This is a genomic window from Bacillus sp. FG16 (genome assembly GCF_057809515.1).
On the sequence record NZ_JBMDKC010000005.1, the window covers coordinates 22,866 to 43,055 of the forward strand.

The 20,190-nt window shown below is 33.5% G+C and carries 26 protein-coding genes; 21 read left to right on the forward strand and 5 right to left on the reverse strand.

The annotated features are described in order from the left end of the window. Positions 1 to 17: 17 nt before the first annotated feature. Positions 18 to 254: a hypothetical protein gene (locus ACODS7_RS03375; RefSeq protein ID WP_224980252.1), complete on the reverse strand. Its 237-nt coding sequence runs from the start codon at positions 252 to 254 to the stop codon at positions 18 to 20. A gap of 217 nt (positions 255 to 471) precedes the next feature. Here ACODS7_RS03375 and ACODS7_RS03380 point away from each other — a divergent pair, with 217 nt between their 5' ends. The 5 genes from ACODS7_RS03380 to ACODS7_RS03400 all read left to right on the forward strand — a co-directional run bounded on the left by ACODS7_RS03380 (position 472) and on the right by ACODS7_RS03400 (position 2,840). Further along, on the forward strand, positions 472 to 639 hold the full coding sequence (locus ACODS7_RS03380; protein WP_000508401.1) for a glycine zipper domain-containing protein: 168 nt from the start codon (positions 472 to 474) through the stop codon (positions 637 to 639). 113 nt (positions 640 to 752) lie between these two features. Then, on the forward strand, positions 753 to 1,577 hold the full coding sequence (locus tag ACODS7_RS03385; RefSeq protein ID WP_080990795.1) for a PP2C family serine/threonine-protein phosphatase: 825 nt from the start codon (positions 753 to 755) through the stop codon (positions 1,575 to 1,577). Between the two features lie 68 nt (positions 1,578 to 1,645). Then, positions 1,646 to 1,969, forward strand: a complete 324-nt coding sequence (locus tag ACODS7_RS03390; RefSeq protein ID WP_080990794.1) for a DUF4181 domain-containing protein — start codon at positions 1,646 to 1,648, stop codon at positions 1,967 to 1,969. 28 nt (positions 1,970 to 1,997) lie between these two features. Continuing rightward, the gene (locus tag ACODS7_RS03395; RefSeq protein ID WP_243168214.1) at positions 1,998 to 2,438 is read left to right on the forward strand and encodes an NUDIX domain-containing protein; all 441 of its coding nucleotides are present in this window, start codon (positions 1,998 to 2,000) and stop codon (positions 2,436 to 2,438) included. A 21-nt stretch (positions 2,439 to 2,459) separates the two neighbouring features. Continuing rightward, complete coding sequence (locus ACODS7_RS03400; RefSeq protein WP_029442532.1) at positions 2,460 to 2,840, forward strand: DUF4181 domain-containing protein; 381 nt, start codon at positions 2,460 to 2,462, stop codon at positions 2,838 to 2,840. A gap of 104 nt (positions 2,841 to 2,944) precedes the next feature. Here ACODS7_RS03400 and ACODS7_RS03405 read toward each other — a convergent pair whose 3' ends face one another. Together ACODS7_RS03405 and ACODS7_RS03410 are read right to left on the reverse strand one after the other, a co-directional pair. Next, the gene (locus ACODS7_RS03405; protein ID WP_088115347.1) at positions 2,945 to 3,454 is read right to left on the reverse strand and encodes a GrpB family protein; all 510 of its coding nucleotides are present in this window, start codon (positions 3,452 to 3,454) and stop codon (positions 2,945 to 2,947) included. Positions 3,455 to 3,494: 40 nt separating this feature from the next. Next, entirely contained in the window at positions 3,495 to 4,340 is an 846-nt protein-coding gene (locus ACODS7_RS03410) for an oxidoreductase (RefSeq protein ID WP_206781376.1), read from the reverse strand. Between the two features lie 135 nt (positions 4,341 to 4,475). Between ACODS7_RS03410 and ACODS7_RS03415 the strand changes: the two genes are divergently transcribed. The 8 genes from ACODS7_RS03415 (at position 4,476) to lpdA (ending at position 12,105) form a co-directional block, all read left to right on the forward strand. Continuing rightward, positions 4,476 to 5,435 (forward strand): helix-turn-helix domain-containing protein, encoded by a 960-nt coding sequence (locus tag ACODS7_RS03415; protein WP_243168213.1) that lies wholly within the window; start codon positions 4,476 to 4,478, stop codon positions 5,433 to 5,435. A gap of 110 nt (positions 5,436 to 5,545) precedes the next feature. Beyond that, a complete protein-coding gene (locus ACODS7_RS03420) occupies positions 5,546 to 6,742 on the forward strand; it encodes an MFS transporter (protein ID WP_224413913.1) in 1,197 nt (398 codons plus the stop codon). Positions 6,743 to 6,783: 41 nt separating this feature from the next. After that, positions 6,784 to 7,263 (forward strand): DinB family protein, encoded by a 480-nt coding sequence (locus tag ACODS7_RS03425; protein WP_000233794.1) that lies wholly within the window; start codon positions 6,784 to 6,786, stop codon positions 7,261 to 7,263. Beyond that, entirely contained in the window at positions 7,256 to 7,402 is a 147-nt protein-coding gene (locus tag ACODS7_RS03430) for a hypothetical protein (protein ID WP_016081313.1), read from the forward strand. Before ACODS7_RS03425 ends, ACODS7_RS03430 begins: the two co-directional genes overlap by 8 nt. A 30-nt stretch (positions 7,403 to 7,432) precedes the next feature. Next, a complete protein-coding gene (gene acoA / locus ACODS7_RS03435) occupies positions 7,433 to 8,431 on the forward strand; it encodes an acetoin:2,6-dichlorophenolindophenol oxidoreductase subunit alpha (RefSeq protein WP_243168211.1) in 999 nt (332 codons plus the stop codon). Positions 8,432 to 8,448: 17 nt separating this feature from the next. Then, positions 8,449 to 9,483 (forward strand): acetoin:2,6-dichlorophenolindophenol oxidoreductase subunit beta, encoded by a 1,035-nt coding sequence (gene acoB / locus ACODS7_RS03440; protein ID WP_043935606.1) that lies wholly within the window; start codon positions 8,449 to 8,451, stop codon positions 9,481 to 9,483. Positions 9,484 to 9,510: 27 nt separating this feature from the next. Further along, positions 9,511 to 10,710: a dihydrolipoamide acetyltransferase family protein gene (locus ACODS7_RS03445; RefSeq protein ID WP_224980268.1), complete on the forward strand. Its 1,200-nt coding sequence runs from the start codon at positions 9,511 to 9,513 to the stop codon at positions 10,708 to 10,710. 15 nt (positions 10,711 to 10,725) lie between these two features. Continuing rightward, complete coding sequence (gene lpdA, locus ACODS7_RS03450) at positions 10,726 to 12,105, forward strand: dihydrolipoyl dehydrogenase (RefSeq protein ID WP_243168210.1); 1,380 nt, start codon at positions 10,726 to 10,728, stop codon at positions 12,103 to 12,105. Positions 12,106 to 12,190: 85 nt separating this feature from the next. Here the strand turns inward: lpdA and ACODS7_RS03455 are convergent, their stop codons facing one another. Beyond that, entirely contained in the window at positions 12,191 to 12,784 is a 594-nt protein-coding gene (locus tag ACODS7_RS03455; protein WP_016081317.1) for a hypothetical protein, read from the reverse strand. Positions 12,785 to 13,004: 220 nt separating this feature from the next. Between ACODS7_RS03455 and ACODS7_RS03460 the strand changes: the two genes are divergently transcribed. The 3 genes from ACODS7_RS03460 (at position 13,005) to ACODS7_RS03470 (ending at position 14,810) form a co-directional block, all read left to right on the forward strand. Further along, positions 13,005 to 13,628, forward strand: a complete 624-nt coding sequence (locus ACODS7_RS03460; RefSeq protein WP_224980272.1) for a DUF4085 domain-containing protein — start codon at positions 13,005 to 13,007, stop codon at positions 13,626 to 13,628. Positions 13,629 to 13,713: 85 nt separating this feature from the next. Beyond that, positions 13,714 to 14,115: an Rrf2 family transcriptional regulator gene (locus ACODS7_RS03465; protein ID WP_000877649.1), complete on the forward strand. Its 402-nt coding sequence runs from the start codon at positions 13,714 to 13,716 to the stop codon at positions 14,113 to 14,115. 89 nt (positions 14,116 to 14,204) lie between these two features. Further along, positions 14,205 to 14,810: a class I SAM-dependent methyltransferase gene (locus ACODS7_RS03470; RefSeq protein ID WP_243168209.1), complete on the forward strand. Its 606-nt coding sequence runs from the start codon at positions 14,205 to 14,207 to the stop codon at positions 14,808 to 14,810. Between the two features lie 61 nt (positions 14,811 to 14,871). On the opposite strand, the gene ACODS7_RS03475 is transcribed toward ACODS7_RS03470, so the two are convergent. Further along, positions 14,872 to 15,369 (reverse strand): hypothetical protein, encoded by a 498-nt coding sequence (locus ACODS7_RS03475; RefSeq protein WP_224980276.1) that lies wholly within the window; start codon positions 15,367 to 15,369, stop codon positions 14,872 to 14,874. Positions 15,370 to 15,619: 250 nt separating this feature from the next. Between ACODS7_RS03475 and ACODS7_RS03480 the strand changes: the two genes are divergently transcribed. From ACODS7_RS03480 to ACODS7_RS03500, 5 genes are all read left to right on the forward strand, one after another. After that, positions 15,620 to 16,405, forward strand: a complete 786-nt coding sequence (locus tag ACODS7_RS03480) for a DeoR/GlpR family DNA-binding transcription regulator (RefSeq protein ID WP_000493642.1) — start codon at positions 15,620 to 15,622, stop codon at positions 16,403 to 16,405. Beyond that, positions 16,402 to 16,998, forward strand: coding sequence for a GNAT family N-acetyltransferase (locus tag ACODS7_RS03485; protein ID WP_000635672.1), 597 nt, complete (start codon positions 16,402 to 16,404; stop codon positions 16,996 to 16,998). Before ACODS7_RS03480 ends, ACODS7_RS03485 begins: the two co-directional genes overlap by 4 nt. Further along, positions 16,971 to 17,309: an NIPSNAP family protein gene (locus ACODS7_RS03490; protein WP_000499988.1), complete on the forward strand. Its 339-nt coding sequence runs from the start codon at positions 16,971 to 16,973 to the stop codon at positions 17,307 to 17,309. The genes ACODS7_RS03485 and ACODS7_RS03490 overlap by 28 nt, the downstream gene beginning before the upstream one ends. Before the next feature lie 314 nt (positions 17,310 to 17,623). After that, entirely contained in the window at positions 17,624 to 19,474 is a 1,851-nt protein-coding gene (locus ACODS7_RS03495; RefSeq protein WP_224980285.1) for a sigma-54-dependent Fis family transcriptional regulator, read from the forward strand. 114 nt (positions 19,475 to 19,588) lie between these two features. Continuing rightward, positions 19,589 to 19,846, forward strand: a complete 258-nt coding sequence (locus ACODS7_RS03500; RefSeq protein WP_000873841.1) for a DUF3977 family protein — start codon at positions 19,589 to 19,591, stop codon at positions 19,844 to 19,846. Positions 19,847 to 20,190 lie beyond the last annotated feature (344 nt).

Below are 20,190 nucleotides of genomic sequence, written 5' to 3' on the forward strand. Positions count from 1 at the left end.
TTTTTATTGCATCCAGTTTACATACGAACGATAACAGAACCTCCAGCTGGTGCACAAACTTGGTTTTGCTGTTGTTCCATGGATTTAATTAATTGATTATTTTCTTCGATTAATGAGATTAATTTAGCTAACTGCCTTTCAAGGCTAGCGATGCGCTGCATCATATATTGTGAATCATGATGCAATGTATTCCTTACAGGATGGGGGGAATAAACATACTGTTGATTTATATTTGGATTCCAATGAGGATGCATTTGAATCGTTCCTCCTTCAATAAATTACGGATCTTTCTTATAGTAAATGCCTATATATATTTAATGGTTACTTGAAATTTTTTCATTATAAAAGGAGTATGTACAGAAAATGGAAAATATTATATATGAAGTTAAAGTGCATTTTTTGAAAAGATTCAAGCGAGATAGTGCGTATATTAATACATTTAAGTGAATGCATGTTGTTTAGGGAGAAATGATGGGAGGAGATGCAATTTTGGCTAAAAATAAAAAAAGAAATGATGCTTTGGCAATAGGTGTCGGTATAGGGGTTGTAATCGGTGTATTTCAAGGGCACTTTACAAATAATTTAGTAATCGGAATTGTGATTGGGATTATAATTGGGATTGCGTTTTTGAAGAAATAGTGAGTATTAAATTTATTTCAAAAATTACCTGATTAAAAGAATGAATTTTCGGAATATAAATCCTGTTTTTCCTTTTTTTATGATATTATATATGAAAAGGTTGGTGAGTGAATATGCATACAACAAATAATAGACAATACTCATGGGTTGGAAATAAGAAGATGTGTTTAGACGAAGTTTCAGTAAAACAATATGGTGATATCGTACTCGGTATATATGGCGGTAATATAAACGCTGGAGCAAAAAAGAACGAAGATGGCGCGTTAGTTTGGTCAAATGATGATTGGGAATTTGCAGCTATTTTAGATGGACATAATAGTGCGGAAAGTGTTGATTTAGTAGTAAATACAATCCAAAAAGAATATGAAAATATAAAAGTAATGATGAATGAATCGATTGATACTGTATTTCGATCTGTTGAAAATCATATACTTACAATCTTTCAGTCCTCTTCATTTAAAGAAAAGTGTCAAAAGATTAAAGGTGAAACAGCTTGCTTAATATGTGTAAGAAAAGAAAATTATATATGGTGGTTATCTATTGGCGATTGCCTCATTTATGTATTTCATGAAGAATTACATAAGTTAGGGCAATATGCATTAAATCAGCGTCATTTTTATGAATGGATTGGAAATATAAACACATTTCATTTACCAGTCCCTTGCTATTCAACAGGCATTCGTGAATTACGTACTGGAAAGAACCGAATTGTAATGGTCACAGATGGAGTATTAGAGTGCGGGGAACGACACTATGAAACACCATTAAATCTGTATAATGATATGAATAGAAATATAATAGAGCTTGAAGAAAGTGTTCATCATGTATTAGAGCACGTTCATCATCAATTCGGACGAGATAGTGCGACAATTATTAGTTGGGACGTTGAAAACAAAGAGAATGCTACGTATCCGAGTGACCAGCCAGATAAAAGGTAAAGGAGGAGACATCACTGTTTTTAGTTAAAGTAATTTTATTAGTATTATGGATCATATTTGTAGTTATTTTGGAAAAAGTAGTGAGAAAAAAATTAAATATACCGAAACAGACTGACTGGAATAGTAAATATGTAAACAACTCTCATAAATGGGGTACTAGGGCTCTTATCATTTCTTATATAATTGTTACGATGATATGCGCTACTTTAAATCCCATTTATATTAGTAATTTACCCATATTATTTTTAATAACTTTATACTGCTTTCAATCATATATGGAGTGGAAATTTGATAAAGAATCGAGGGAATATGTCATTTCTTTAGGAACGGTTCCGCTATTAGTAATAACAGGAATTATGGTTAACCTTTTCTTTTATAGCTATTGGATTTAATTATATGTGGAATGAATGGGGAGAAAAAATGAAAATGGCTAAATTACGTGCTGAAGCAATGATTTTAAATGAAAATCATTCTAAAGTACTTGTACAATGTGATTTAAGAGAAACATTTTATCGTTTTCCAGGTGGCTCTATTGAATTTGGTGAAACGGCAAAAGAAGCAATAATACGAGAATTAATGGAAGAATACGATTTGAAGATTGATGTTCAAGAACTAGCCGCTGAAAATGAGCATATTTTCGAATGGAACAACGAAATAGGACATCATTGTACATTGATACATTGGGGAACGGTTGAAGAGATAATTACAAATGAAATAAGGCATAAAGAGCATGAGGATATTATATTAATTTGGAAAAGTCTAGACGAATTAAAGGAGAAACCAACATATCCTGAAGGAATTGTAAGTTGTTTAGAAGAGAATAACCGAAATATAGTCCACTTTATTTCTAAAAATAAATAAAGGAATAGGAGGTGGATAACAATGGGGACCTCTACAATTTTGATTATTATTATTGGACTAGGTATAGGTGGTTACTTTTTAGAACAGTTTTTAAGAAAAAAATTGAATATGGAGAAAAGAGGCTTCTTTGGATATAAGCATGTGAATAGTTTACATGTAAAATTAGAAATAGGGCTTATTATTATTTATGTAATAGGTAGTTGTTATTATATGTTTAAATTTGAAAATTCTAAAATGGCTTATGTCATGTTCACTTATTTAGGAATATCTTGGACTTTAAGAGCATGGATGGAATGGAAGTATGATAGAGAATCAAAAGAGTATATACTTTCAATAACGGGAATGGTTGCACTTATATTGATGCTCTCAATACTATTTTATTTCGTTCCACCTGCTGTATAATAAAAAATTGATAGTACAAATAATGAGATAACTAATGAATAAGAAACCATTTACTTAGGAATACATGGTTTCTTATTCTGTGTATGAAATTCGGTCTTCTTCATTCAATCATTTATTTTAGCTAGTATGAATGTAATGAAATTTGTTTTATCCTCCGCATACTTATGTTTATCAGTAGGATTAGCTTGTGAAAGTTGAATTTTTAACTGTTCATACTGTATACGAGCAGTTTTATTGTCTATTAAGTAATCTCGAAATTGTAATTGTTCTATTAAATATTTATTTCCTTGTTCATACATATGAATTTGATGAGTTCGTGGCTCTCCTTTATTAAAATAGTATCTTTCAGGCAAGACATCTTTTCTGTATTTATAATTTAGTAGTTCCAACTTTGCGATACATTGTATGCCAACTGCATTATTTTTTAGTTCTATTGCTATATCAATAATTGGCTTTGCACTTAAATCTGGAATAGAAGTACTACCAATATGGTGTATCGCTAAAATATGTTCGCCAATTTGTTCCTCAATGATTTGTTTCTCTTTCATAAACTCAATTTCCCATTCTTCAGTCCACGGCACTAAAAACACTTTCCCATGCGGTAAACCTAACATTTAATTAGCACCTCTTTCAAAATAGTTTTCAAAAAGTTTATTACATTTTCTTAAAGCTTCTCAAAACAAGGTGTTCCCACAATCTCCAAGGAAGAATTTTTTTTGCAAAGATCATAAATTTCACACCTTTACCGATTGGATATCGTAAATTTGTACGCTTAGATTCAGCAATTTCTACAATTTTATTAGCAACATCTATCGGATTACCAAATGTATCACTACCGCTATTAATATGTTTTTGTATTTTATCCATATATTCTTTGTAAGGAGATGTTGTATCAGATTGGTTTTCAGCTAGTTGTTTACCAACCTCCCATATATTTGTGTTGTAAGAACCAGGTTCAATTAAAGCGACGTCTATCCCGAAAGTTTTTACTTCTAAGCGAAGCGATTCACTCCAGCCTTCTAATGCATATTTTGAAGATACATAAGGAGATAAGCCAGGGAATCCAACTTGGCCGCTAATGCTGCTTATATTAATGATTTTTCCGCTTCTTTGTTTTCTCATATATAGTAAAACAAGCTGAGTGATTGATATAGCTCCAAAAAGGTTCGTTTCAAATTGCTTTCGATATTCGTCTACTGGGATTTCTTCTACAAAGCCCCCATTTGCATATCCTGCATTATTTATTAGGAGATCTATTCTATTAATTTCTTTTAAAAACAATTGGAAATTATGTATAGAATTTTGATCTGTTACATCTAATTGTTGAACTTTTATATTGTGCTGTAAGTTGAGCTTAGTAACTTGAGATAGTAAGGTTCCTTGTTTTTCTAGGTTTCGCATTGTAGCAATGACTAAATAGTCTTTTTTTGCAAGTTCAAGCGTTGTTAATAGGCCGAATCCACTTGAAGCCCCAGTAATAATTGCAATTTTTTTATTCATTGTCGGCTCGCTTTCTTTTTCTTTTATCATAACGAGATATAAAGGTAAAAGCTATTTATTGTATAAAAATATTTGTTATAATTGAAAATGATTATCAATTGATTGTAATTTGTATATAAAAGGAGTGTGGATTTCATGAAGACTAACAGTTTTCATGACATTTTTAATAAATATTTTCATGGGTTACAAGTTGTAGAAGAAAGATATATGTATGTGCCAAAAACAATAGGTAAGGGTGAAGTGCGAAGGTGGAGCTCGTTTTCTGGGATGGAAATAGTACTATCAAATTATCAGTTTCATAAAAACCATCGCATTCAATTTGCATCGGATGCAGCAATGGTGGAACTTAATTTTTGTTTACAAGGATCCGGGGAAGTACAAGTTGGTCACTCCACAAATAAATTAATGGCTGGGAATAGCTATTTATATTTTATGAATGACTTTGAAGTTCTATTTGAATATGAAAAAGAAACTCCACTATATTCATTAGCAATTGGAATTCCTGTACAGTTGTTTAATCATTTCATGCTAAATTACGCTATTGAAAAAAGTCATGATTTTCATACTATAATAGGAAATCAATGTTTTAAAAAGTTTCAAACCCCCATTGATTCCCTAACATCTAATATTATTAAGAGAATGTTAGAGAATCCCCAAAAGGATCGTATTAATCAAATCGAAATAGAAAGCAAAGCGCTCGAATTGCTTTCTATATACTTTGGGAAAGTATTACTTAATGATCGTGACGCAAATAAAAGGAGTCAATTATCCAAAAAGGATTTGAATAAAATAAAACAAGCTGAAGAAATTTTACTTCAAAGAATAGAGTCACCCCCATCATTATTAGAATTGGCTAAAATAGTAGGATTAAATGATTATAAATTAAAAATTGGTTTTAAAGAATTATTTGGTACGTCCACATTTGCATATTTAAGAGAACAGCGAATGGAAAGAGCAATGCTTTTATTACGTTCGGGAACTAGTAATGTGACCGAAACGGCAGTTGCTGTTGGATACAATAATATTAGTCATTTTTCAGAGTCATTTAAAAAGAAATATGGAATGAAACCTTCTGAAATTTTGCGTATGTATTAAAAATCCGTTATACCGTAAACTCCTCCGCCATTTGGTAGTTGTATTTTGTCATAATCATTATAATTACAATCAACATCCAATTGGAAATAATTTTTTATGGAGGAATTTAAATGAAAGAGCGGAATGAAAGTCATTTTTGGATATTTGTATTAATAGGAATCTTTCTTATTATAACAACAACTGGTTTCGCCCGTATGGCATATGGAATAATACTGCCATTTATGCAGGAAGGACTTTACTTGTCTACGGCTCAATCAGGTATGCTAGGAACCATACTTTTTTTAGGTTATTTATTAACTGTAGGAACATCTGGAATATTTACTATCCGTTTTGGCGCAAAATCAGTTTTATTAATAGGCTGTTGGTTCGTCGTTATAAGCTTAATGGGATTAGCGTTTGTTTCTTCATTTTGGATAGTTGCTTTTTGTATGCTATGTGCTGGAGTTGGTAGTGCTCTTGTATATACACCACTCATGTCAATAACGGTAGGGTGGTTTCCAGACAAAAGAGGAACTGTAATGGGGCTGTTATTAAGCGGTGCAGGTATAGGTATGCTATTTAGTGGAATAATTGTTCCTTATGTAGTGCACACATTTCCTGAGTATAGTTGGCGTGGTGCATGGTTTTTGTTTGGAGTTATTACATGTATCGTTGTATTCGCCGCTTCAGTTGTTTTGAAAAATCCAGAAGTTACTGAAGATGAGAAAAAAAAGGGTAATAAATCGTTTTTATGGAAAACGAAAGAGCTCTATATCATAGCATGGATGTATTTTATTGTTGGTGTTGTATATTTAATTCCAAATTTATATCAAACTAGTTTTATGATTGATAGTGGTATTTCAGCATCAATTTCGGGAACTGTTTATGCGATTGCTGGTATTTGTTCAATAGCAGGAGCACCTGGCTGGGGATTTATTTCGGATTGGATAGGTATAAAGAAGAGTTTATGTATTGCACTTTTATTAGCTGTTATAGGTGATATGGTTCCAATTATATTTGGAAATATAGTTGGTTTTATCGTGTCGGCAATTATTTGGGGTTCTAGCCTCGGAGGTATACTTTTATTAATTCAAGTTGCAGCTTCAAAGCAAGTATCTCGGAAATATGTATCAATGGCAATTAGTTTTATTTCTGTTTTCTATGCAGTTGGTCAAATGATTGGACCAGGACTTGCGGGCTGGATTATTGGGGAAAGTGGTTATACAGCAGCTTATGGATTAGGTGCTTTCAGTTTCTTTATGTGCATATGTATGGGATTGCGTTTAAAAAGAGGAAATCTTACAAACTCAGCGTATTTAGAGAAGTGAGTCTTGTCATGAAATGAATCTTTTTAACAGGAGGGAGAAAAATGGTCCATGTGAAAGATGTATTAGCAGATCAGCTATTAGCGAATGCAAATGATCCTAGTTGGTATATGCCATTTTCAGATGCAGTTAAGGATTTATCTGAGAGGGAAGCTTTCTGGAAACCGAATGAAGAGAGTAATAGTATAGCTGAAATCGTACAACATTTACTGTATTGGAACTCTACGTGGCAAACTAGGTATAAAGAATCAAATGTGAATGCAGTACCCGCTATAGGAGATAATAACAAAAGTTTTATGCTCTCAGATAATCAAACTTTCGATGAATTACGGGAAAAACTACTAGAAAAACTGTTACAATGGCAAAATCTCATAAATGAAGAAAAGGTTGAAAGTGATGTAGTGGGATTTCCTGTTTCTGCAAAGTGGTGGGAAGTGCTAGCGAATGTAACAACTCATAATGCATATCATATTGGTCAAATTATTTACATCCGAAAACTACAGAAGAGCTTTGATAATGAATAAAGTAACAATTCTCTTATTAAGGGAACAAAAGTGGACAAAACGAGACAAACGTCTCATTTTGTCCACTTTTTTATTGTTAAAAGATAGAGAAAACCTATTAAATCAAGGATTCAAAATTGGCACAATACTTGCAATATAAAAGACGAACAAAAACATAGGAGGGCTGGACATGTTAAAAACAACTGAAAGTAAAGGGAATGAAATTACGAAAGAACAAGCTCGTTGGATGTACGAAAAAATGTTAGAAATTCGTAAGTTTGAAGATAAGGTGCATGAATTGTTCGCGCAAGGCGTTTTGCCAGGTTTCGTTCATTTATACGCAGGTGAAGAAGCGGTAGCAGTTGGTGTATGTGCCCACTTAACGGATAGTGACAGTATTACAAGTACACATAGAGGTCATGGACATTGTATCGCAAAAGGTTGTGATTTAAACGGTATGATGGCTGAGCTTTTCGGGAAAGCGACAGGATTATGTAAAGGTAAAGGCGGTTCCATGCATATTGCCGATTTAGATAAAGGAATGCTTGGTGCGAATGGCATTGTAGGCGGGGGTTTTCCACTTGCTTGCGGTTCAGCATTAACAGCTAAATATAAAGGAACAAAAGATGTAAGTGTTTGCTTCTTCGGTGACGGAGCAAATAATGAAGGGACATTTCATGAAGGGGTTAATTTAGCAGCGATTTGGAAGTTACCGGTTATTTTTATCGCAGAAAATAATGGTTACGGTGAAGCAACTACATTTGAATATGCTTCAAGTTGTGATTCTATTGCTGATCGCGCAAAAGCTTATAATATTCCAGGTGTTCAAGTAGATGGAAAAGATCTTTTAGCTGTATATAAAGCTGCTGCAGAAGCAGTGGAACGTGCGCGTAATGGTGATGGTCCAACAATTATTGAATGTATGACATATCGTAATTATGGTCATTTCGAAGGTGAAGCGCAAACATATAAAACATCAGAAGAAAAAGAAGAACATTTAAATGAAAAAGATGCAATTGTGAATTTCCGTAAGCATTTAATTCATGAAGGTTTATTAACGGAATCTGAACTTATTGATATGGAAAAAGCAGTAGATGATGCAGTACAAAGATCCATTGAATTTAGTGAAAATAGTCCATACCCAGACGATGAAGAATTATTAAAAGATGTATACGTTTCTTACAAATAAGAGGAGGGTGAAAAATTATGACTAGAACAGTAAGTATGTCAACTGCAATTAATGAAGCGATGAAAATCTCAATGCGTCGTGATGAAAATGTAATTTTAATAGGTGAAGATGTTGCAGGCGGTGCACAAGTTGATCATCTGCAAGATGATGAAGCTTGGGGTGGTGTTCTTGGTGTTACGAAAGGACTTGTACAAGAGTTTGGCCGAAATCGTATATTGGATACACCAATTTCTGAAGCGGGTTATATGGGAGCTGCGATGGCAGCTGCAGCAACTGGGTTACGTCCGATAGCTGAATTAATGTTTAATGATTTTATCGGTAGTTGTCTTGATCAAGTATTAAACCAAGGTGCGAAATTCCGTTATATGTTTGGAGGTAAAGCAAAAGTACCCGTTACAGTACGTACGATGCATGGCGCTGGTTTTAGTGCAGCAGCTCAACATTCACAAAGTTTGTACGCATTATTTACGAGCATACCAGGTATTAAAGTTGTTGTTCCTTCCACACCGTATGATGCAAAAGGCTTATTATTAGCGGCAATTGAAGATGATGATCCAGTAATCTTCTTTGAGGATAAAACACTTTACAATATGAAAGGTGAAGTGCCAGAAGGATACTATACAATTCCATTAGGAAAAGCAGATATTAAACGGGAAGGTTCTGATGTAACAATTGTCGCAATCGGAAAGCAAGTTCATACAGCGCTTGCAGCTGCAAAGCAATTATCGAAAAAGGGGATTGAAGTAGAAGTAATTGATCCACGATCTTTATCACCGCTTGATGAAGATACTATTTTATCATCTGTTGAAAAAACAAATCGTCTTATCGTCATTGACGAAGCGAATCCTAGATGTAGTATCGCAACAGATATTGCGGCAATTGTAGCGGATAAAGGTTTTGATTTGTTAGATGCACCTATTAAACGAATTACAGCACCACATACACCTGTTCCGTTCTCACCACCACTTGAAAAGTTGTATTTGCCAACGCCAGAAAAAGTAATTGAAACTGTATCAGAAATGATCGGAGACCAATCTTTATTACATGTGTAATAAAATGATGAGAAGGGAGAGAGACACATGGCTGTAGAAGTTGTAATGCCGAAGTTAGGTATGGCGATGAAAGAAGGTATTATTACGAGCTGGAATATTAAAGCAGGCGATAATGTAGCAAAAGGAGAACTGATCGCTAGTATTAACTCAGAAAAAATTGAAACAGAAATTGAAGCGCCAGCTGATGGTACGGTACTTGATATAGCTGTAAGTGAAGATGAAGGAGTACCGCCTGGTACTGTAATTTGCTACATCGGTAAACCGAATGAAAAAGTAGAAATGCAGGAAAGCACACATGTTGTAGAAGAAAAAACATCTAATATAGAAGTACAAAATGTACAAAATCAAGAAGCAAATGGGAAAGAAGTATCGAAGCAAAGAATTAAAATTTCACCTGTAGCGAAGAAAATTGCAAAGTCTGAAAATCTGGATATCAAGGCATTAGTTGGTACAGGTCCTGGCAGAAGGATTACAAAGGTAGATGTATTAAAAGCACTTGAGGTAAGAGTAAACGTTCCGGAAATATCTGAACAAGAAGAAAGTAAAGTGATTCCTGTTACTGGTATGCGTAAAGCAATCGCAAATCGTATGCACGCAAGCTTACAAAATAGTGCACAATTAACGTTAACGATGAAAGTAGATGTAACAGATTTAGTTGCTTTACATAAAGAAATAACGGAAGTTGTACAAAAAAGATATGATAATAAATTAACCATTACGGATTTCGTCTCGCGTGCTGTTGTATTAGCACTTGGAGAGCATAAAGAAATGAACAGCGCTTATATAGATGATGCAATTCATCAATTTGAACATGTGCATTTAGGCATGGCAGTCGCATTAGAAAAAGGGTTAGTCGTTCCAGCTATTCGCTTTGCAAATAATTTATCTTTAGTAGAGTTGTCTAAAGAGATTAAGAATGTGGCACAACAGGCACGAGCAGGTAGCTTAAGTAGTGATGATATGCACGGAACGACATTTACAATTAGTAATTTAGGTAGCTTTGGTATTGAATATTTTACGCCGGTATTAAATACACCTGAAACTGGTATTTTAGGTGTAGGTGCAATTGAACATGTTCCTGTATATAAAGGGGAAAAATTGAAAAAAGGTAGTATGTTACCTTTAAGTTTAACATTCGATCATCGTGTACTAGACGGTGCACCAGCAGCTGCATTTTTACGCACAATTAAACATTATTTAGAAGAACCTATAACAATTCTTTTATAAAGAGAAGGTGAGAGAATGGGTAAATTAGTTGTTATTGGGGGCGGACCTGCTGGCTATGTAGCAGCGATTACCGCGGCTCAAAATGGCAAAGATGTCACTCTTATTGATGAAGCTGACCTTGGTGGAACATGTTTAAATGTTGGGTGTATGCCGACGAAATCACTGTTAGAAAGTGCTGAAGTACATGACATTGTGAGAAAAGCGAATGCTTATGGAGTTACGATTAATACAGAAAATATCTCAATTGATTGGGATCAAATACAGGCGAGGAAATCACAAATCGTAATGCAACTTGTCCAAGGAATACAATATTTAATGAAGAAAAATAAAATTAAAGTTATAAAAGGAAAAGCGAAATTCGAAACGGATCATCGTGTGCGAGTTGTACAAGAAAATAAAGAAGAATTAATCGATGGAGAGAGCTTTATTATCGCAGCTGGTTCCAAGCCTACAGAATTACCATTCGCTCCGTTCGATGGAAAATGGATTTTAAATAGTAGCCATGCAATGTCTCTTGAGAGTGTACCATCTTCATTGTTAATCGTTGGCGGTGGTGTAATAGGATGCGAGTTTGCAAGTATTTATAGTAGACTTGGCACAAAAGTATCGATAGTTGAGATGGCACCGCAATTAATACCTGGTGAAGATGAAGATATCGCGAATACTTTAAGAGAGAAATTAGAAAAAGATGGGGTGAAAATTTTTACGGGAGCAGTTTTAAAAGGTTTAAATAACTATAAGAAGCAAGCTTCATTTGAATACGAGGGAATTACTCACGAAGTAACTCCAGAATTTGTTCTTGTTTCTGTAGGAAGAAAACCACGAGTGCAACAATTAGGATTAGAAAAGGCAGGAGTTCAGTTTTCAAATAAAGGGATTGCTGTGAATGAACATATGCAAACGAACATATCGCATATTTACGCAGCTGGTGATGTGATCGGTGGAATTCAGCTTGCTCACGTTGCCTTCCATGAAGGAACGACAGCAGCATTACACGCAAGCGGAGAAGACGTGAAAGTAAATTATCGCGCTGTACCCCGTTGTATATACACAACTCCAGAAATAGCTAGTGTCGGGTTAAGTGAAAAAGGTGCAAGAGAACAATATGATGATATTCTCATCGGAGAATTTCCTTTTACAGCGAACGGAAAAGCTCTTATTTTAGGAGAACAAGTAGGTAAAGTAAAAGTCATTGTAGAACCTAAATACCAAGAAATTGTAGGGATTTCTATTATCGGTCCTCATGCAACTGAACTTATTGGTCAAGGAACCGTAATGATTCATACAGAAGTTACCGCTGATATAATGAGAGATTATATTGCAGCACACCCTACTTTATCAGAAGCAATTCATGAAGCGTTAATGCAAGCGGTAGGACATGCTGTACATGCTTAAATGGAAATATGATAAACCACTATTCTCTAAATGAAAGAGAGAATAGTGGTTTGAATTTTTATAGAAGAAATTAAATATCTTATTACTATTTAATTTCAATCGCTGAAGTAATATCGTTCCAATCAGGAGCTAAATTAGCAGTTTTACCATACCAATCAGCGTGTTTAAATATAACACCTTTTCCATATCCTTGTGTTGAAGTGTGCTCCCAAAGTGTCGTTGAATAACTTGCAGAAGGTGAGGCTGTACTTACAGAAGAAATTCTGTCATTCCAGCTAGATGGTAAGTTTTTAAAGCCGCTGCTCCAGTAAATATATTGACCACCTTTATCTTTATGTTCGTAAAAATCAGTACTACCAGCACCGCTACCTAAAGGATTAATATTATTTTTAATTGCTTTTTTATCCTTTGCAATATACGCATCCAATGTTTCGCGGCTAGTAAAACCATAAGCTAGCCAATCTCCATTTTCATTTTGCTTAGGTAATACCATAGTAATTTGGATATCTTTCTTATCCTGATCACTTAATTTTGCAAATGAATTAACATTTTGTTCATCCACTTTTAAATAATCAAATGACTTAATTGTGTTACTTTTTTCCTCAGCACTTACTGCACCTAGTCCTCCAGTTAATGCAAAACCCGCTACTAATGTCCCTGCTACTAATTTCTTCAACATATAACCATCCCTTTTTGTTTAAATTTTTGTACAGGTGAATCTTGTACAGCTAAAATGTATTCTAATTTTATACTTTTGTAAATATTCTGAAGTTTTAGAAATAATAGGCGGAATATTTACATTTTTACATTATTTCTTTAGAAAAAATGGTTATTGGAATGATATAATAAGTGAATGTATTGCTTTTACTGGATGTAAAGATATTTTAGGAGAGGTGTCATTGAAATATTTTACAAGAGAATGGTATAAAAAAATGCAAGTTTTAGAATTTGTAAGTTTTATAGAGTCTATAAAAGAATGGTCGGAAATGGATATACAAAGTTTAAAGGAAGAAATAGAGGAAAGGAAAATAGATTTATTAAAATTCCTTCCTGAATCGATATACTCAATTATACAAAACATAACAATTAATTCAGAATACCCATCAGGTGAACTGAAAAAACGTATGCAAGAGTGGACAACAGATTATGAGAAAAGAGTGGCACAATTAGATCAATCATACGTAGAATATTTTAATTCCATTGAGAAAAAACTTCCGTCAAATGTCGCTCAGTTACACAAGACATCACTACACGATAGTGTAATGAAAGTAATAAAGAGAGAATCAGAAGATACTTTGTCTATCGTATTAGATTGCAGTGGTACTTTTAGTGAATTTGATAAACTTGAAGTAATCTTTATAGGAGTAACAAAGTGTTCTATGCCGGAAAACTTTGAAAGTGCTTGGTGGCTATATCATGAAATAGCTCTTACTGAAGATGGTTTTGAACTAGGTGTTTTATTTGACTCTCCATTTAGAGAAGTGACGATTTGCGCAGCAGATGTATTACTTGTGAAGAAATAATGTTGTATGGAGTATTACAAACGTTTGACATAATAAAAAAACAAAGTTATTGTAGATACATGAAGTCTACAATAGGAGCTGTACTATGAAATATTCTAAAGCTACAAATTATGCTCTTCATACAATGCTTTTTCTGGCAAAGGCCACACCAAATAAGTTAGTTAGTGTTCACCAATTAGCAGAAATGCAAAATGTTTCACCAACGTACTTGTCTAAAATACTAACTAAGTTGACAAAGGAAGGGATGATACATTCATCATCTGGTCCAAAGGGCGGTTACTCGCTTAGTAAGAATTGGGAAGATATTTCATTTTTAGATATTATACATGCAATTGAAGGGAAAACATCATTGTTTGACTGTTGTTTACATGACAAACCTGGATGTTTAATTAATGAGGCAATGCTCGCAGCAGAAGAGAAAATGGAAGAAGAGTTAAGAAATCAAAAAATCGTAGATCTTGCGAAAAAAATAAAAGTGGATTTTTAATCTGCTTTTATTTTTAAATTAATTAAGGATAAAAAGGCTCTTTAATATCTTTAATTGTAGTTAGAAAATGATATGTAGAAGGAGAGAAGATGATGAATAATTTTTGGAATGATCGATATAAATCAGATGAATATTTTTACGGGGAAGAACCTAATACATTTATTAAAGAACAAGCATTTCGTTTAGCAAATCACAATAAAGTAATAGCATTTGCGGAGGGAGAAGGTAGAAATGCTGTATTTCTAGCAAGACAAGGGAACGAAGTAACAGCTATTGATTATTCGGAAGATGGATTAGAAAAGACAAAAAAATTGGCAGAGAAGCATAACGTAAACGTGCATACAAAAAAAGTAGATTTATTAGCTGATAGTTTGCCAGAAAATGAATATGATGCAGCAATTATGGTATTTGGACATTTTCATGATGATTATAAAAAAATGATATTAGGTAAAATGATACAAACGATAAAGCCTGGTGGATTAATTATGTTTGAAGTTTACTCAAAAAAACAAATAAACTATGGTACTGGTGGACCAAAAGATGTTGATATGCTGTATGATCCAATTGATATCCTTACTTGGTGTGAAGAACATAAGATAATTCATTTCTTTAATGGAGAACAAGAGCGAGTTGAAGGGAAAGGGCACACTGGTTTAGCTGATGTTATTCAAGTTGTTATTAGAAAATTAATATAAGTGTTAATGAAAGTGTTAAATGTATAAATGTAAAAAGACCAGTCGTATAAGACTGGTCTTTCTATTTAGATACTAAATTATCAAGCTTCCAATATGTATTTGTTAACGGCGCAGCTTTGCTATCTATGTATAAATACATATTATTTAAATCTTTTGGTGAAGTTTTCAGTTCAAATACAACGTCAGTAGTTAAAGAGAATTCGTGTGGAACATTTTTATAGTGCTCGTCATCTATCGGATGAGCTTCACCTTCATATTTCTCACCAGTTTTTTCATCTTGTATGAAATATTTTATTTCCGAAAGATCAATAGTTTGTCGACCGTCTCGAACATTATTAATCATAACACGAGTAGTAAGGCGCCGCTCTTTGTCTATTTTTTCAAACTTTGCATTCTCAACTGTCGCTCTATAGTATTCATTTTTAACTATTTCTCCATAGTGCATTGCATTCTTTTCGAGAGCGCTCTTTTCTTGTTTTGATGTAGTATTGCTATTACATCCTGTTAATATTCCAGTAAATAATAATGCTGTACATGTCGTTTTGATTAATGATTTCATAGTAATCCCTTTCTGTATTAAAAAGTAAAACATAGGAATAATTTCACATCAATAGGAAGGTAAATGGAAGTATTTTTGCGTAATATACAGATATACATTTATTTGGTTGTCAAGTTAACAGGATAGAAAGAGGGAGAAGACTGTATAAAACGGAATAAATAAGAATTGAAAATATTGTAAAACGGAAGAGGCATGCATATAATTAAAATAAAGTTTAAGTTTCTGAACCTTCAATAACGGTGGTGATAACATGTTTACTGAAGAACGTCGAGAGAAAATTTTAGAACTACTTAATACAGATGGAAGAGTAATAGCAAAGGATCTTGCGGAAAGATTTGATATGTCTATTGATTCTATAAGAAGAGATTTGTCTATTATGGAAAAGGATGGTTTATTAAAAAGAACGCACGGAGGTGCAATTGAACTTACGCGAGTGAGAAACTTAGCTGCGGAACCAACTAAACGTTATAGTGATAGCTCAATATATGAGGACACAATTGCAAGAGTTGCGGTATCTTATATACAAGAAGGTGATTCAATTTTTATTGGTGGGGCTTCCGTTCATAATGCGATGCTGAAATATTTACCGGAAGTATCATTTACGGTTATTACGAATTCTATAGAAATAGCTGGTTATCTACGAGAATATAAGAATATTGATACGTATTTAATTGGCGGAAAAGTAAAACCTTCAGGGAATATTACTGATACACTTGCCTCTGAATTGATAAGTAGATTTTCTATTGATCTGTATTTCTCTACAGGTGGAGGCATTTCATTACAAGGTATTAGTACCGCAACACCTGAAGTTGCTTATTTTAGTAAAAGAGTAAGTGAAATTGCTAGAAGAAATATTTGTTTAGTTCCGCATAATAAACTTGGAATAGATTGTTTTATAAGAGGAGAGTCTCTAAAAAAAATTGACATTATTATAACTGACGAAGAGGCTAGTAAAGAAACTGTTCAGGACTTTGAGAAACAAGGTAAACAAGTTGTAATAGCGCCATTATATTCATTTGAAAGGAGTTTGACATGATTGTAAAAGAGCAAGAGTTTCATATAAATGGATTAACTTATACAATTCGTTCGGCAGCTGAGAAAGATGCTGACCAGTTATCGAAAATTAGAGTTCAGATTGATGGAGAAACTGAAAATATGGATAGAGATGCTGGAGAGGGATTTATAGATAATCTAGGATTTCAAAAAATAATAAAAACAGATAGTGAAGAGACGAAGAATCTCTTTTTAGTTGCAGAAGTGCACAATCGAATCGTTGGATTTTCAAGGTGTGAAGGATCAAATTTTAAGAGATTATCTCATAAAGTGGAGTTTGGCGTTTGCATTTTAAAAGAGTTTTGGGGATATAAAATGGGTAAGAGCCTATTACAACAATCTATTAAATGGGCTGACGAAAATGCAGTAAATAAAATATCTTTACAAGTATTAGAGACAAACGAGAAAGCTATTCATCTTTATAAAAAATTAGGTTTTGAAGTAGAAGGCGTTTTGAAAAATGACAAAAGACTATCGGACGGAAAGTATTATAATACGGTAGTGATGGGAAGGTTTACTGATACTTTTCATAAAAGAGGTGAAGAAGTATGTTTTACAGAAGGAAGTACTATGTAGTGAAAAATGAATTCATAGAAGTATTTAATGATCATTTCAATAACACGAACTTACCTAATCAATTAAAGCATGGTTCTAAGCTAATAGGACGCTGGATGAAAGATAATAAGAATGGTACGTCTGAAGTATTTGCCATATGGGAATATGATAGTTATGAACAGTATAAAGAAATAGAATCGAAAATTAGAAGTGACGAGAGGCATATTAGAAGAATACATGAATGGTATGAAAACCATGGCGGGAAAGAATATGTTTTACAGGAGTACATAGTAGAGATGAAAAATGAAGAGTTAGTATGTACTGTAAAGTAATAGAGGGGTGAGGGATAATAGGAATGAAAACAAAATTATATTTTAGTTTAGCATCCACTATTTTATTTGCAATAGCCGTGATTGTTTTCTTTATAAACGGTAATCCACAAAAGTGGTTTTGGTTATGTATTTTCTTTGCTTCCATTATACAAAATATAGTGCTACTAAAAAAGAATAAAGAAGTGCATTAAGATATTCAAATTATTAACATATTTGTGTCGTCTTTCTAGTTTTATTGAAAACGCTTTTATTCAGTTTTATAATAAAAGTATGTTTTTACAGATCTCCAAAACAATGAATAGGGAGATGATACAATGTTAGCTTCACCGTTTTACTTACATACATGGAAAAAGTTTATTAATGAAGGAGTCCTTGATTCGAACCGTATAAACGAAAGAATTTCAGAGTCATGGCATCGATGTAAACAAGCAAATGTGAATCCTCACATGGATAAAGGTCAGAAAATTTTGTCTTCTAATTTTTTTCAAGATCAAAAGAAAAAGAGTGAAATCTTCCTAGATATCGCAATCCCTCAAATACAAAATATGAGAAAAACCATTGATGAACTACAAATGATGGCATTATTAATCGATCCAGATGGTTATGTTCTATCGTTAAGTGGAAATAAACAAACGTTAAAGCGAGCGAAACATATTAATTTTATTGAAGGTGTAAAATGGACGGAAGCAGCTGTGGGGACAAACGCAATAGGAACAGCGCTAGAAATTGAAGAAGCTATTATGATAAGTGGTACTGAACATTACTCCGTGGCATCTCATAGCTGGAGTTGTGCGGCTGCTCCCATTCATAATGATGACGGGAAATTAATTGGTGTTCTAGATTTCTCCTGTCCAATTGAATTTTCGCATCCATATATGCTCGGTATGGTAACTTCAATTGCACATGCGATAGAACGTGAATGTAGCATAAGAGTTCATCAAAATGAATTACACTTAATTCATCGTTTTTTAGATGTCATTGATAGTGATGAACAAGTAGTTATTTGTAATCATCGTGATGTTATCGTTTCTGCGAGTAAGAGCGTTCGTGAACGAATAAATAATTGGTCAAGAATGAAACTTGAAGAGTTAATGCACCATGGATTAGAAACTAAATTAGAGATACCAGTATATAGTAATGAAAGAATGATCGGGAAATGTATGTATTTAAAGGAAAACGAACAAATGAATACATATTCTGCTCTCACATTTATAAAAGGAATTACTTTTCCAGGAGTTACTGGGACAAGCAAAGCATTTCAACACACACTAGAAGAAATTAAGCTTGTTTCACCGACTGAGGCTAGTGTGTATGTATGTGGTGAGACAGGAGTGGGAAAGGAATATGTCGCGAGAGCGATTCATGAAAATAGTCCAAGAAAAGACGGGCCCTTTATAGCTGTTAACTGCGGTTCTTTGCCTAAAGAATTAATGGAAAGTGAATTGTTCGGTTATGCTGAAGGGGCATTTACAGGTGCGCGACGTCAAGGATATAAAGGGAAATTTGAACAAGCGAATGGAGGAACATTATTTTTAGATGAAATTGGTGAAGTACCACCAGAGATGCAAGTAGCATTATTGCGTGTTTTACAAGAACGTACAATAACTCCAATAGGAAGTTCAAAAGAGGTACCAGTAAATATTCGTATTATTACTGCCACACATAAAGATTTACTACGGTTAGTAGAAGAAGGGAAATTCCGTCAAGATTTATATTATCGTTTGCACGTTTATCCGTTATATGTTCCATCGTTAATAGAAAGAAAAGAGGATATCCCATATTTTATACAACACTTTTGCGAACGGAAGAATTGGAATGTTGTATTTCCGAAGAGTATTTGCAATCAATTTTTACAACATACATGGCCCGGAAATATTCGAGAACTAGTAAATGCATTAGAACGCATTTACATTTTGTCGCAAGGACGGGAAATATGCGAAAAACAAGTCGCTCTTTTGATACAAACAATGATGGGAAATCAACAACAACTTGAGTTACAAGTTGAAAATAAAACCGAACATACATTGAATTTTCGCGAAAAAATACAGCGTGATAGCATGATTGAAGCATTACAAAAGACAAACGGAAATGTTTCATTAGCTGCAAAACTATTAGATGTACCCCGTAGTACATTTTATAAACGAATGCAAAAATATAAGTTATAAAGTAGATTTTTGTAATCTACTTTTTCTTTGCGGGCTCATGTTCTGTCGGAATGTGCGCTTACCGGGGAAATAATAGAATTGTTAGAAGGGAAATTTCCTAATGGGGGTTAGTGTGTGAAGTACATTGAAATTGGAATCGGGAATAGGTGGTTCGTTCGAACGGAAACTGAAAATAAAGATGGAACTGAATTTGAAGAACGAGGAATTATAAAACCTATTTATTTTGAGTCTTTATACATACGTATTTGGTTTCGGAAAACTTGTTTTATTTTTGATACGAAAGAGGGGTTTAAGAAAGATAAGAAGAGGAGGGTTGAATATAAATTTATAGTTGGAATTGTCAGTAGACTGGATAAAGAAGAAGTGGGCTAACATACGTAGTTATATTGGACAGGAAATTCTTTTGACTTATATCAAATTCATGAAAAGCACATTTACTAAATATAAATTGTTAATAAAACCACTAAAAATTATTATCAAGACCTAAAAGCTAAAAATCCTAAAAAAATAAAGGGCCAGATTGTTGAGGAAACAGGAATAATAAGAATACTCAAAAGATTGTTTGTGAAGTGTTACACTTAAACTAACGGGCAGTTTAGCTTAAGTACATTTTTTCACAAATTTAAAGGGGGAAATTTCCCCATTTTTTATACCAACTTAACGTTGATTCGGGAATATTGAACTTCGCTACCTGCTAATTGAATTCTACTTCATCT